Annotated in this window: 13 protein-coding genes; 8 read left to right on the forward strand and 5 right to left on the reverse strand. The window is 71.1% G+C overall.

The genetic code is table 11. The features are described from left to right. Positions 1 to 44: 44 nt before the first annotated feature. A complete protein-coding gene (locus tag IAG44_RS16890) occupies positions 45 to 962 on the forward strand; it encodes a helix-turn-helix domain-containing protein (RefSeq protein WP_187747928.1) in 918 nt (305 codons plus the stop codon). A 9-nt stretch (positions 963 to 971) separates the two neighbouring features. Here the strand turns inward: IAG44_RS16890 and IAG44_RS16895 are convergent, their stop codons facing one another. Next, entirely contained in the window at positions 972 to 1,859 is an 888-nt protein-coding gene (locus IAG44_RS16895) for an alcohol dehydrogenase catalytic domain-containing protein (RefSeq protein ID WP_187747929.1), read from the reverse strand. 130 nt (positions 1,860 to 1,989) lie between these two features. On the opposite strand from IAG44_RS16895, the gene IAG44_RS16900 reads away from it, so the two are divergent. After that, positions 1,990 to 2,406 carry a winged helix-turn-helix transcriptional regulator gene (locus IAG44_RS16900; RefSeq protein ID WP_187747930.1) on the forward strand — a complete coding sequence of 139 codons (417 nt, stop codon included), beginning with the start codon at positions 1,990 to 1,992 and terminating at the stop codon, positions 2,404 to 2,406. Here the strand turns inward: IAG44_RS16900 and IAG44_RS16905 are convergent. Then, the gene (locus IAG44_RS16905; RefSeq protein WP_246561791.1) at positions 2,397 to 2,906 is read right to left on the reverse strand and encodes a hypothetical protein; all 510 of its coding nucleotides are present in this window, start codon (positions 2,904 to 2,906) and stop codon (positions 2,397 to 2,399) included. The two genes, IAG44_RS16900 and IAG44_RS16905, sit on opposite strands and share 10 nt — an antisense overlap. A 245-nt stretch (positions 2,907 to 3,151) precedes the next feature. Between IAG44_RS16905 and IAG44_RS16910 the strand changes: the two genes are divergently transcribed. From IAG44_RS16910 to IAG44_RS16920, 3 genes are read left to right on the forward strand one after another with little or no spacing between them, the layout of a single operon-like run. Next, a complete protein-coding gene (locus IAG44_RS16910; RefSeq protein ID WP_187747931.1) occupies positions 3,152 to 3,916 on the forward strand; it encodes an SDR family NAD(P)-dependent oxidoreductase in 765 nt (254 codons plus the stop codon). After that, entirely contained in the window at positions 3,916 to 4,149 is a 234-nt protein-coding gene (locus IAG44_RS16915) for a hypothetical protein (protein ID WP_187753145.1), read from the forward strand. The genes IAG44_RS16910 and IAG44_RS16915 overlap by 1 nt, the downstream gene beginning before the upstream one ends. Before the next feature lie 39 nt (positions 4,150 to 4,188). Beyond that, positions 4,189 to 5,478 (forward strand): GNAT family N-acetyltransferase, encoded by a 1,290-nt coding sequence (locus IAG44_RS16920; RefSeq protein ID WP_187752726.1) that lies wholly within the window; start codon positions 4,189 to 4,191, stop codon positions 5,476 to 5,478. Between the two features lie 85 nt (positions 5,479 to 5,563). Here IAG44_RS16920 and IAG44_RS16925 read toward each other — a convergent pair whose 3' ends face one another. Beyond that, entirely contained in the window at positions 5,564 to 6,757 is a 1,194-nt protein-coding gene (locus IAG44_RS16925; RefSeq protein ID WP_187752727.1) for an RtcB family protein, read from the reverse strand. 227 nt (positions 6,758 to 6,984) lie between these two features. Here IAG44_RS16925 and IAG44_RS16930 point away from each other — a divergent pair, with 227 nt between their 5' ends. The 3 genes from IAG44_RS16930 to IAG44_RS16940 all read left to right on the forward strand — a co-directional run bounded on the left by IAG44_RS16930 (position 6,985) and on the right by IAG44_RS16940 (position 10,232). Then, complete coding sequence (locus IAG44_RS16930; protein ID WP_187747932.1) at positions 6,985 to 7,821, forward strand: DUF3558 domain-containing protein; 837 nt, start codon at positions 6,985 to 6,987, stop codon at positions 7,819 to 7,821. A gap of 154 nt (positions 7,822 to 7,975) precedes the next feature. Then, entirely contained in the window at positions 7,976 to 8,839 is an 864-nt protein-coding gene (locus IAG44_RS16935; protein WP_187752728.1) for a DUF3558 domain-containing protein, read from the forward strand. 76 nt (positions 8,840 to 8,915) lie between these two features. Beyond that, positions 8,916 to 10,232 carry a DUF2637 domain-containing protein gene (locus tag IAG44_RS16940; protein ID WP_187747933.1) on the forward strand — a complete coding sequence of 439 codons (1,317 nt, stop codon included), beginning with the start codon at positions 8,916 to 8,918 and terminating at the stop codon, positions 10,230 to 10,232. 70 nt (positions 10,233 to 10,302) lie between these two features. Here IAG44_RS16940 and lysS read toward each other — a convergent pair whose 3' ends face one another. After that, complete coding sequence (gene lysS / locus IAG44_RS16945; protein ID WP_187747934.1) at positions 10,303 to 12,042, reverse strand: lysine--tRNA ligase; 1,740 nt, start codon at positions 12,040 to 12,042, stop codon at positions 10,303 to 10,305. Between the two features lie 152 nt (positions 12,043 to 12,194). Then, positions 12,195 to 12,779 carry a hypothetical protein gene (locus IAG44_RS16950; RefSeq protein ID WP_246561792.1) on the reverse strand — a complete coding sequence of 195 codons (585 nt, stop codon included), beginning with the start codon at positions 12,777 to 12,779 and terminating at the stop codon, positions 12,195 to 12,197. Between the last annotated feature and the right edge of the window lie 12 nt (positions 12,780 to 12,791).

Below are 12,791 nucleotides of genomic sequence, written 5' to 3' on the forward strand. Positions count from 1 at the left end.
AACGCGTACCCCGCAGGAGCTATTCCCCGACGTACGATCCCCCCATGGCGGTACCCGACGACACCCGAGGCATCGTCGACCCGGCAGCCCTCCTCACCCGCGTCCGCTTCCGCCGCCGGCTCCCCGCACCGGCCCTGCGGCCGTACATCGAGCGGTACTGGCTGATCGACTGGGACCTCCCCATCCCCTACACCTCACGAGTGATCCCCCACCCCTCGATCAACCTCACCTTCCAGTGGGACGAGGAAACCGGCCCGCCCTACACCGAACTGACCGGCATCCCCCACGGGTCCTACGTGAGAACCCTTACGGGCCGGGGGAGGGTGTGCGGGGTGAAATTCCGCCCCGGGGCATTCAGCGCGTTCACACCGGGGGTGGCGGCGACGGGGTGGACGGGGAGAGTGGTGAGGCTCGGGGAGGACAGCCGCGAGGGTTCGGCTGCCGCGAGGCCGGTCCGCAAGACGGTCCGCGAGGCGATCGGCGACGAGGCGCGCGGCGAGGCCCACCAGCACCCCTCCCCCTTCCCCCTCCCCCACCTCGACCTCACCACCCCCGCCTCCGACGACGCCCGCGCCGCCGCCCTGGACGCCCACTTCCTCGCCCTCCCCCTGGCCCTCACCCCTCAGATCCACCTGGCGACCCGCCTGGTCGACCTGACCCGCGAGACCCGCGACCTCCGCAAGGTCTCGGACGTCGCCCGAGCCGCGAACCTCTCCTCCCGCTCCCTGCAACGCCTCTTCGCGGCCCACGTCGGCGTCACCCCGAAGTGGGTCATCCTCAGGTACCGCCTCCACGAGGCCCTGGACCACGCCGCCACCGACCCCGCCCCCGACTGGCCCGCCCTGGCGGCCGACCTCGGCTACGCCGACCAGGCCCACCTGACCCGGGCGTTCACCAAGACCCTGGGACTACCCCCCCCAAGGCGTACGCCCAGGGCATCACCTGACAGGCCCCCTGCCTGAGAGGTACCCCTAGGGGACCAGCACCAGCCGTCCCCCGACCCCGCCCCGCCCGAACCGCGCGTGCGCCTCCCCCGCCTCCTCCAGCCCGTACGTCCCGGCCACCCGGGTCGTCAGCACCCCCTCCTCCATCAGCTTCACCAGCCCGGCCAGCTGAGCCCCGTCCGCCGCGACCTCCACCGCGGACGTCCGGATCCCGCGCACCCCGGCGGGCTGCCCCTGCGGCATCACGCCCATGTAGACGCCCCCGTCCCGCACCCACCCCAGGGCCGCCTCCCCCAGCACCGCCGCGTCGAAGACGCCGTCGAACTCCCCCTCCACATCCCCGGCGCCGGCGAACTCCGCCCCCAGCCCCCGGACGTACTCCGCGTCCCCCTCCCGGGCCAACCCCGTCACCGACACCCCCCGCTGGACGGCGAGTTGGACGACGAACGCGCCCACTCCCCCCGCGGCCCCGGTCACCAGCAGCGTCTGCCCGGCCCCCAACTCCATGGCGTCCAGGCCCTGGAGAGCCGTCAGCCCGTTCAACGGCAGCGTGGACGCGTGCACTTCGTCGACCCCGCGCGGCGCGACGGCGACGGCGTCGACGGGCACGACGACGAACTCCGCCTGCGCCCCGAGCGCCCCGGAGATCCCGTGGTCGAGCGCCACCACCCGGTCCCCCACCGCCCACGCGCCCGCGACCCCGACCGCGTCCACCACCCCGGCGACGTCCCACCCGAGCCCCACCTGCTTCCCGGCGCCCCCGAACGCCCCGGCACGCAGCCCCACGTCGACGGGGTTGAGCGGGGCGGCGGCCACCTTGATCCGCACCTCCCGCGCCCCCGGCTCGGGCACCTCGGCCTCGACGACCTCCACGGCCTCCGGCCCACCGAACTCCCGGACCACGACAGCACGCATGACAGACAACTCCCTGGAATCGAGAAGGGGTTGAGAAACGCTCTCCGCCCCGCTGCCACGACCCTAGGAAGAGCTACTATCCAGCGGGAAGTAGTTACCCAGGAGTGCGTACCTACCCGGAAGGTGAGCCATGGCGACGACGACAGCGGCCCAGCGCCGCGCCCAGGCCCGCGTCGAGTACGACGCGTTCATCAAGGGCTGCCCCACCAACCAACTGCTCGACCGGCTCAGCGACAAGTGGGTCAGCCTGGTCGTCTGCGCCCTCGCCCCCGGCTCCCTGCGCTACAGCGACCTCGCCCGCAAGCTGGCCGGGGTCAGCCCGAAGATGCTCACCCAGACGCTGCGCGCCCTCGAACGCGACGGCATCCTCACCCGCGAGATCACCCCGTCCGTCCCCGTCCGGGTCGACTACGAACTGACCCCCCTGGGCCACAGCCTCGCCTTCCTCCTCACCGCCGTGAAGGACTGGGCGGAGACCCACATGGACGAGGTCCACACGGCGCGCGAGCAGTACGACACGGAGTCCCGCGGCGTACCTCAGAAGTAGTACGCGTCCCCCGTCTCCAGCACCAGCACCCGCTGCCGGTCGTTCCCCCGGTTCCGGTCGACCGTCCCTCCACTCCACGCGGTCTCCACCTCGAGGACGACCTCCTGGGGCCGCCCCCGCAGCCGTACCCCCACCTCGATCCGCTCCCCGGACGCGTCCGCCGCCAGCGCACCCGTCCGGCACACCACCTCCGCGACCCCCACCCGCACGCACCCGCTCGGCAGCCCCTGCGCCCCCGCCGCGAGCGGCACGGACCAGCGCAGCCGGACGGCCGAGTCCGCGACCCGGGAGGGCCCGTGGTTGCGCGGCGCGACCCGCACCTCCATCCGCCCGTCCGCCATCACGGCGGCCCCGTGGTACGAGAGGTCGGCCTCCGGCACCAGCCCCCAGACGTCGGGCACCACCGGCCCCGCGACCGCGCGTTCACTCCCCGCCGCCACGCCCCCGCTCCCCAGCGCCACCAGCGCCGAAGCCACCACAGCCGTCAGAACCCTGCGCATACCGTCACTCCTCGGTCCACCGAAGGTCGTACGGGATGTATCCCACGGCCCTCGCCGGACAGGCACCGCCCAACAGGTGAAGCACCACCGCCCCGCCCCCTGGTACCTCAGAGCCACCCGCCCCGCCCCTACCCCAGAGCCACCGACCTCGGAAACCCTGGTCCGGCCCCCAGGACCCCTACGGAAGATCCCCATCCCCCACCTACCCTTGGAGAGCCACGTCCGTCCGACACCAGGAGCAGCACATGCCCTCCCCCGCGTCCCGCATCGCAGTAGTCACCGGCGCGAGCAGCGGCATCGGCGCCGCGACCGCCCGCAAACTCGCGCAGGCCGGCTACCGAGTGGTCCTCACCGCCCGCCGCGAGGACCGCATAGAGGCGCTGGCCAAGGAGATCACCGAGGCGGGCGGCGCCGCGACGGCGTACACCCTGGACGTCACCGACCGCGCGGCCGTGAACGAGTTCGCGACGGCGTTCGACACGATCGGCGTCCTGGTCAACAACGCGGGCGGCGCCCTCGGCGGCGACCCGGTCGCGACCGGCGACCCCGACCACTGGCGCGCGATGTACGAGACGAACGTCATCGGCACCCTCCACCTCACCCAGGCCCTCCTGCCCAAGCTGGTCGCGAGCGGCGACGGCACGGTGGTGGTCGTCTCCTCGACCGCCGGCCACGGCACGTACGAGGGCGGCGCCGGCTACGTCGCCGCGAAGCACGGCGCCCACGTCCTCGCCGAGACCCTGCGCCTGGAGATCGTCGGCCAGCCGGTCCGCGTGATCGAGATCGCCCCCGGCATGGTCAAGACCGAGGAGTTCGCCCTGACCCGCTTCGGCGGCGACAAGGAGCGCGCCGCGAAGGTGTACGAGGGCGTCGCCGAGCCCCTGACCGCCGACGACGTCGCCGACACGATCGCCTGGACGGTCACCCGCCCCAGCCACGTCAACGTCGACCTCCTCGTCCTGCGCCCGCGCGCCCAGGCGTCCAACACGAAGGTCCACCGGGAACTGTGATGCCGGACGGCGAGAACCAGGCGGCCCCGGACCCGAGCCCCGGCCCGAACCCTGAGACCCCGGACCCCGGAGCCACCCCCGACGCCCTCACCCCCGAGCGCGCCGCCGAACTCCGCCGTCTGGCCTACGAGACGAAGAACGAACGCCAGGTCTGGATCTTCCTCGGCTACTTCCTCTTCGTCATCCACATCATCGCCTTCGTCATGATCTACGCGGTCCGCCACGCGAAGTAACCCGCAAGTAGGGTCACCCCCGTGGACAGAGCAGCCAGACTGGACAGTCACCCCCCGTTCGAGACCCTGCACAACTTCCGCGACCTCGGCGGCTATCCCACCCGGGACGGCCGCCGGGTCCGCCCCGGACTGCTGTACCGCTCGGACTCGCTCGGCAAGCTCACCGAGGGCACCCCGGACTGGCACCGCTTCCGCGCCCTGGGCATCGGCACGGTCATCGACCTGCGTGACCCCGAGGAGGCCACCCACCGGGGCCGCGTCCCACAGGACGGCTCCTTCGCGTACCACCACCTCAACATGGAGCCCCACTCACCCGACCGCTCCGCCCAGCCCGCCCGAAGCGAAGCCCTCGCCCCCAACCCCGCCCCCGACCTCGGCCCCCACCTGGCCCAGCGCTACCTGAAGACCGCCGAGGAGGGCCGCAAGGAAATCGCGACAGCCCTACGACTGATCGCGGACGCACACACCCCCGTCGCCTTCCACTGCGTCTCCGGCAAGGACCGCACGGGCCTGCTGGCAGCCCTGCTCCTCACCCTGCTGGACGTGCCCGACGAGGTAGTCATCGAGGACTACTCCCGGACAGAACTGGCGACCGCCGCCCTCCTCGCCGACTGGCACGCCACCGAGACCACCCCGCCCTGGCCCTCCTTCGGCCGCGCCCCCGCGACGGCGATGCGCCTGTTCCTGCGGGAGTTCACCGCCCGCCACGGCTCGGTGGACCGGTACGTCGAGAAGTCCCTGGCCCTGGACCCCGTCCCCCTGAGGAACGCCCTCCGCACCCGCTACCTCACCGACCCCCACCACCCCACGCCCGCCCCTCACTCACCCCTGACATACCGCAGAGCCACCCCCGAGGACGCCCCCCTCCTCGTCCGCCTCCGCGACACCGCCGCCCTCTGGCAGCTCGCCCGGGGCATCGTCCAGTGGCAGCCCGGCGAGAAGACGGAGGCCCACTTCCGCACCCGCATGGCCGAGGGCGAGGTCTGGCTGGCCGAGTCGGACGGCGTCACGGCCGGCGCCTACGAACTCTGGTGGACCGACAAGCCCGCCTGGGGCCCCCGCCCCGACGACGCCGGCTACATCCACCGCCTCATGACCGTCCCCCACACCGCCCCGCCCGGCACCGGCCGCCACCTCCTCACCCACGCCGAGTCCCGCATCGCCGCCGCCGGCCGCCCCTGGGCCCGCCTGGACTGCCTCTCCACCAACCCCCGCCTACGCGAGTACTACGAGTCCGCCGGCTACCAGGTCGTAGGGGAACAGCGCGCGAAGGCCGACGGCCCCGGCAGCCCGTACGCGGTAACCCTCATGGAAAAACGCCTCCCCTGATACCCCGGGCAAGCCAAAGGGGCCCCGGGAAACCCCGGGACCCCTAAGGTCACCCCCGTAGTACTCGCGGCGAGCGAACCCGCACTCACCCCTTCACACACACCACCTGCTTGAGCTTCGCCACGACCTCCACCAGATCTCGCTGCTGGTCGATGACCTGCTCGATCGGCTTGTACGCCCCCGGAATCTCATCCACGACCCCGGAATCCTTCCGGCACTCCACCCCCCGCGTCTGCTCCTCCAGGTCGGAGACGGAGAACCTCCGCTTCGCGGCGTTCCGGCTCATCCGCCGACCGGCCCCGTGGGACGCCGAGTTGAAGGCGAGCGGGTTCCCGAGCCCCTTCACGATGTACGACCCGGTCCCCATGGACCCGGGGATGATCCCGTACTCCCCGGACCCCGCCCGGATCGCACCCTTACGGGTCACCAGCAGGTCCATCCCGTCGTACCGCTCCTCCGCCACGTAGTTGTGGTGGCAGGAGATCTCCTGCTCGAAGACCGGCTTCGCCTTCTTGAACTCCTTGCGGACGACGTCCTTCAGCAGCGCCATCATCAGGGCGCGGTTATGCTTCGCGTACTCCTGCGCCCAGAACAGGTCGTTGCGGTAGGCCGCCATCTGCGGGGTGTCGGAGACGAAGACCGCGAGGTCACGGTCGACGAGCCCCTGGTTGTGCGGCAGCTTCTGCGCGATCCCGATGTGGTGCTCGGCGAGTTCCTTGCCGATGTTGCGCGACCCGGAGTGCAGCATCAGCCACACCGTGCCGGACGTGTCCACGCAGACCTCGACGAAGTGGTTCCCGCCCCCGAGCGTCGCCATCTGCTTGACGGCCCGCTCCTCACGGAACTTCACCGCGTCGGCGACGCCCCCGAACCGCGCCCAGAAGTCGTCCCACCCGGAGGTCGCCACCCCGTGCAGCCGCCCCGGGTCGACGGGGTCGTCGTGCATCCCCCGCCCCACCGGGATGGCCTCCTCGATCTTCGACCGCAGCCGCGACAGATCCCCCGGCAGATCGTTCTCCGTGAGCGACGTCCTGACGGCGGACATCCCACACCCGATGTCCACCCCCACCGCGGCGGGACACACAGCCCCCCGCATCGCGATGACGGACCCGACGGTCGCCCCCTTCCCGTAGTGGACGTCGGGCATCACGGCGAGGCCCTTGATCCACGGCAGGGTCGCGACGTTGCGCAACTGCCGCAGCGCGACGTCCTCGACGCCGGCGGGATCGGTCCACATCCGGATCGGCACCATGGCCCCCGGCAGCTCCACGTACGACATGACGTCCCCCAACTCCCCCAGGAATAACAGAAAACACAACAAACGACTGGATACGCAAAACCGGCACCAAGGTCCACGAAATGGATGCCGGACCGGCGTCAGCGGTGTCGCGTGCGATACACATTGTCGTCAGGTGCCCCCCGCGCCCGGCAAACGAAATTCCTGGCGAGGGACACTGGAACCCCCACACCCTGACAGGGTCACCCCTAGTCCTTAAGGAGCCCCCCGTGCAGCGCAAGGCGTACGTCCCCGGCGCGGCAGCCCTCCTCGCGGTGCTGCTGACCGGCTGCACAGGCGGCTCGGACGGCGGCGGCTCGACGGACGACTCGAACCCCGGGAACAGCGGCACCACGAGCGCGGCGGCGCAGCCGGGCCGGTACGCGACACTCCCGGAGGCGTGCGGCGCGGTCGGCCGGGGCACGCTGGACGCCCTGCTGCCGGGCATCAAGCAGCTCGCGGACGTCACCCAGCAGCAGAAGGCGTACGCGGGCACCCCCACCCTCACGTACGACACGGACCGCCGCGTCGGCTGTCGCTGGAAGGTCGAGTCGACGGCCGCGACGGACCACCTCTCGGTGGACTTCGAGCGCGTCGTCAGCTACGCGAACGCGGTGAGCGACGACGCGCAGGCGCAGATCCTCTTCGCCCGCAAGCAGCTCGCGGCGGACCTCCCGGCCCCGGCGTCCCCGTCCCCCAGTACCCCTAGTACCCCCGCCGCCACCCCCGCCACAGCCCAGAGCGGCACCCCCGCCCCCTCCTCCAGCACCTCCCCTACACCCCCTACGACCTCGGTATCCCCCTCCGCCTCCCCGAGCCCCACCGCCGACATCCAGCCCCGCGTCCTCGACGACCTCGGCGACGAGGCGTTCCTCGACGACGCCCTCACCAACTCCGGCTCGACGGCGAAGCAGCGCACGGTGACTGTGGCGTTCCGCACGTCCAACGTGATCGTGACCGTCCAGTACGACGAGCAGCCGACGACGCTCGGCACGGTCCCGGACAGCAAGGAAATGCAGGACAAGGCCCGGAAACTCGCGGCCCAACTGGCCGACCGGCTCGGCTGACCGCCCGCCGCGCCACCCCCCGTCCCCCCGTCGGCCAAGACACCGAAACAAGAACGCACATCTTCTTCACCGCGTACGGTGGCCCCTCGGACCCGTTCCGACCCGCAGGAACCACGAGCCCGCAGGAACCACGAGCGTCATGAGTGAAGGAACCATGCAGCGACGAGCCCAGCGAGACGACCAGCCCGAGAAGCGGACGAAGCGTGCCCGGAGCGTGAACCGCGCGATGGTTGCGGCGGCACTCCCGGTGCTGCTCTTCGCGGCGGCCTGCTCCTCGGACTCGGACGACGGCGGCGCCGCCGCGGCGAACAAGGACACCCAGCAGTCGTCGGGCAGCGGCGCGGCGTCGCCCGGCGAGGAGGTCTCGGCGTCCCCCACGCTCCGGGCGGCGGTCTACCAGTCGCTGCCGGACGCCTGCGAGGTCGTCTCGGAGGACACCCTCGACGACACGGTCCCGAAGGCCAAGTCGGGCAAGAAGTCGGCGTCGGGCGAGGCCGGGACCCGGTCGGGCTGCACCTGGGACAGCCTCACGGACAACGGCGTGAAGGGCTCCCAGTACCGCTGGCTCAGCGTCTCGTTGCTCCGCTTCGACTCCAACTCCGTCGCGGGCGACGCCGATCAGCAGGCGCAGGACTACTACGGCCGCCAGTTGAACGACGCCAAGTCGGTGCAGGGCGCGACGAACGTCAAGTCGGCCGCCGCCACCGGGATCGGCGACGCGGCGACCGCGATCCGCTACGACCAGAAGAAGAAGGAAGGATCCTTCAAGCAGCAGACGGTGGTGACGCGCACGGAGAACATCGTCATCACGGTCGACTACAACGGCGCCGGTTTCGCGGGCGACAAGGCGCCGGACCCGGACGATCTGATGAAGCTCGCCCAGCAGGTCGCGAAGGAGACGGTCGCCGCGGTCAAGAAGGCCAACGGCGCTGCCACACAGCCGAGTTCACCCGCGGCGACCCCGTCGGCGAACGCCTCCACAGCCCCGTCCGCCACCCCCTCCCCCAGTAAGAGCTGACGGTCCGACAACGCGTTCGCCGCACACATGTGCCACCCTGTTGCGCGCAACGACAGGAAAGCGAAGGGGAGTACGGGTGGCCGCGCCAATCCAGTTGACCCGGATGCACCGCGTTCTCATCGGCGTGGTCGTGGCCGGCGCCGTGATCATCGCCGGTATCGGCTTCGCCGGTTCGTACGCGGCGGTCCGTGAGCTGGCGATCAAGAAGGGCTTCGGGAACTTCAGTTACGTGTTCCCGATCGGCATCGACGCGGGCATCTGCGTCCTGCTCGCCCTGGACCTCCTCCTCACCTGGATCCGCATCCCCTTCCCGCTGCTGCGGCAGACGGCGTGGCTCCTGACGATGGCGACGATCGCCTTCAACGGCGCGGCGGCCTGGCCCGACCCGCTGGGGGTCGGGATGCACGCGGTGATCCCGGTCCTGTTCGTCGTCGCCGTCGAGGCGGCCCGGCACGCGGTCGGCCGGATCGCGGACATCACGGCGGACCGGCACATGGAGGGCGTCCGCATCACGCGCTGGCTGCTCTCGCCGGTCCCGACGTTCCTGCTGTGGCGCCGGATGAAGCTGTGGGAGCTGCGCTCCTACGACCAGGTCATCAAGCTGGAGCAGGACCGCCTCGTCTACCAGGCCCGCCTCCAGTCCCGCTTCGGCCGCTCCTGGCGCCGCAAGGCCCCGGTCGAGTCGGTCATGCCGCTGCGCCTCGCGCGCTACGGCATCCCCCTCTCGGAGACGGCCCCCGCGGGCCTCGCGGCGGCCGGCATCGAACCGGTCCTGATCCCACCGCCCCCGCCGATACCCCAGCAACAGGAACTGCCCCCGGCCCCCGCCCCGGTGGAGCAGCAGCAGCCCGAACTCCCGGCCCAGCAGCCGCCGTTGCTCCAGAAGCAGCACCAACAGCCGCAGCCCCAACCGGAACCCGAGCCGGAACCCGAGCCGGCGCCCGAGGAAAGTCCCTGGTTCCACCAGAAGGCGCCCTCCGAGACCCAGTACCAGGGCGGCTACGACCCGAACTACAACCCCGAGGCCGCGTACGCCGACTGGTACGCCCAGGAAATGCAGGCGGAGCAGTACGAGGCCCAGTACCAGCAGGAGCCCCCGCTGGAGGAGCCCTCCCCCGAGGAGACCGGCACCTTCCCGATCCCGGCAGGGCCGGGCCGCACAAGGGAGTTGGGCGAGGGCGGCGGCGCCCCGGAGCCCCCCGCCCCGGACGAGGACTCGTACTACGGCATCTTCAAGCAGTCGATAGACGGCAGTTACCCGACGCCGCGCGAGTTCAGCGACAACGTCGAAGCCACGCACGGTATTTCGCTCTCCGACGCCGAGGCCAAGCGCATGGTCCTGCGCTTCCAGAACCGCCACAACGCCGAGGTCATGGACGACCACATCGCCTGACCGGCACAGCAGCAAGCACAGCAGGCACGGAAAAGGGGCCCCACGAGAGGGCCCCTTCTCACGTCAACCCCTACTCCCCGAGGAGTACCCGTACCCGCTCCTGCCCCACCGCGAGAAGCAGCGTGGGCAGCCGGGGCCCGGTGTCCCGCCCGACCAGCAGGTGGTACAGCAGCGCGAAGAACGTCCGCTGGGCCGTCTTGATCTCGGCCGGCAGCTCCTTGGGCGTCGCGTCGGCGGAGAACCCGGCCTGGACCTTGGGCACCCCGTAGACCAGATGGGTGAGCCCGTCGAGGGACCAGTGCGAGGCGAGCCCGTCCAGCAGGAGCCGCACGCTCTCCCGGGACGCCTCGTCGAGGGACTTCAGCAGCTCCAGGTCCGGCTCGGACCGCACGATGGTCCGCTGGTCGGCGGGCACGTGCGTGTTGATCCACGCCTCCGCCTTGTCATACCGGGGACGGACCTCGTCGAGTCCCCCCAGCGGCGTAGTCGGGTCCAGCTCGGAGAGGATCCGCAGCGCCTGGTCCTGGTGCCCGGCGGTGATGTCGGCGACGGACGCGAGCGTCCGGTACGGCAACGCCCGCGCGGTGGACGGCAGTTCACCGGCGGCCGTCCCGACGGCACGCGCGTACGCGGCAACATCCCCCGGCAGCGCGGAACCGTCGGCCACCTTGGCCGCCAGCTTGTCCCACTCGTCGTACAGCCGCTGGATCTCCTGGTCGAAGGCGATCTTGAACGACTGGTTGGGCCGCCGCCGCGCGTACAGCCAGCGCAGCAGCTGCGGCTCCATGATCCGCAGCGCGTCCCCCGGCGTCGGCACCCCGCCCTTGGACGACGACATCTTCGCCATCCCGGAGATCCCGACGAACGCGTACATCGGCCCGATCGGCTGCTCGCCGCCGAAGATCCCGACGATCTGCCCGCCGACCTGGAACGACGACCCCGGCGACGAGTGGTCGACCCCGGACGGCTCGAAGACGACGCCCTCGTACGCCCACCGCATCGGCCAGTCGACCTTCCAGACCAGCTTGCCCCGGTTGAACTCGCTGAGCCGCACGGTCTCGGCGAACCCGCACGCGGTGCAGGTGTACGTCAGCTCGGTGCTGTCGTCGTCGTACGCGGTGACGGTCGTGAGGTCCTTCTCGCAGTTGCCGCAGTACGGCTTGTACGGGAAGTACCCGGCGGATCCGGCGGACCCGTCGTCCTCACCGGCCGCGCCGGACCCCTCGGCGGCCTCCAACTCGGCCTCGTCCAGGGGCTTCTGCGACTTCGGGGCGGCCTTCGGCTTCGTCCGGTACTGCGCGAGGACGGCGTCGATGTCGGCGCGGTGGCGCATCGCGTGCAGGATCTGCTCGCGGTACACGCCGGAGGTGTACTGGGCCGTCTGGCTGATCCCGTCGAACTCCACGCCCAGCTCGCCGAGCGCCGCGACCATGGCCGCCTTGAAGTGCTCGGCCCAGTTCGGGTACGCGGACCCTGCGGGCGCGGGGACGGAGGTGAGCGGCTTGCCGATGTGCTCGGCCCAGCTCTCGTCGACGCCGGGGACGCCAGCGGGCACCTTGCGGTAGCGGTCGTAGTCGTCCCAGGAGATGAGGTGGCGCACCTCGCGCCCCCGGCGGCGGATCTCGTCCGCGACCAGGTGCGGGGTCATGACCTCACGGAGGTTGCCCAGGTGGATCGGGCCCGAGGGGGAGAGCCCGGAGGCGACGACCACAGGTTTGCCCGGGGCCCGACGCTCCGACTCCTCGATGACCTCGTCCGCGAAACGGGAGACCCAGTCGGTGGTCTCGGTGCTCTGAGCCACGATCGGCACGTCCTCTGTGTTCTGGGATTCCTCTGGGAATCACGGCTGACCGTCCCATTCTCCCAGGAGGCACCCGAACCACGAAAACGGGTATCGGCGCCCCCGTAGTACTTCTGAGGGACGCCGATGTAGATGCGAACGGGTCAGCCGGAGTTCACCAGCTACTGGTCAAAGCTCACCGGGATGTACTGGTCGTACGACCGGTCGGCCGTCGCGGTGAAGTCGGCGCGGGTCACGATCGCGCACTGCACCCCGTTCACCCCGCAGGTGACCCCGTCGGCGATCTGCGGCTTGATCTTGAGGTTCGTCAGGAAGGACCCGCCCTCCTGGTAGGGGAGGGTTACCCCGGGAGTACCCGTACCCGTATCGGTGATCCGCCGAGCGGACCCGTCGGTCGACTCCCGCCCACCGAGGCAGGGCGTAGGCAGCGTGGTGTACGTCTCAGGGTGCCCGATCACCACACCCTTGGGGACGACGCAGAAGGCCAGGAAGATGCCCTGCGCCCGGTTGTAGCCGAACCCGGCGACGTCGACGGTCCCGCCCGACGCGGGCAGCAGGGTGTTGAACGCGCCGAGCCTCAGGTCGTACTTCTGACCGTCGGCGCCGGTGGTCACGCGGTGAGCGGAGCCAAAAGAGGGGCCGGTGTACGTGGGGGTGGCGGAGGCACTGGAAGCGGTGGCGAACGCGAGCCCGGCGGCAGCGGCAGCAACCAGCGCGGCCCGGAGTTTCATGGTGGGGGGCTTCATGGTCAACATGAC

This window comes from Streptomyces roseirectus (assembly GCF_014489635.1).
Classification (GTDB): domain Bacteria; phylum Actinomycetota; class Actinomycetes; order Streptomycetales; family Streptomycetaceae; genus Streptomyces; species Streptomyces roseirectus.

Coding starts and splice junctions, on each gene's coding strand:
- IAG44_RS16900 (WP_187747930.1), top strand. CDS start 1,990: ATGGCGACGACGACAGCGGCCCAGCGCCGCGCCCAGGCCCGCGTCGAG.
- IAG44_RS16905 (WP_246561791.1), bottom strand. CDS start 2,906: ATGCGCAGGGTTCTGACGGCTGTGGTGGCTTCGGCGCTGGTGGCGCTG.
- IAG44_RS16925 (WP_187752727.1), bottom strand. CDS start 6,757: ATGTCGTACGTGGAGCTGCCGGGGGCCATGGTGCCGATCCGGATGTGG.
- IAG44_RS16890 (WP_187747928.1), top strand. CDS start 45: ATGGCGGTACCCGACGACACCCGAGGCATCGTCGACCCGGCAGCCCTC.
- IAG44_RS16895 (WP_187747929.1), bottom strand. CDS start 1,859: ATGCGTGCTGTCGTGGTCCGGGAGTTCGGTGGGCCGGAGGCCGTGGAG.
- IAG44_RS16935 (WP_187752728.1), top strand. CDS start 7,976: ATGCAGCGACGAGCCCAGCGAGACGACCAGCCCGAGAAGCGGACGAAG.
- IAG44_RS16910 (WP_187747931.1), top strand. CDS start 3,152: ATGCCCTCCCCCGCGTCCCGCATCGCAGTAGTCACCGGCGCGAGCAGC.
- IAG44_RS16950 (WP_246561792.1), bottom strand. CDS start 12,779: ATGAAGCCCCCCACCATGAAACTCCGGGCCGCGCTGGTTGCTGCCGCT.
- IAG44_RS16915 (WP_187753145.1), top strand. CDS start 3,916: ATGCCGGACGGCGAGAACCAGGCGGCCCCGGACCCGAGCCCCGGCCCG.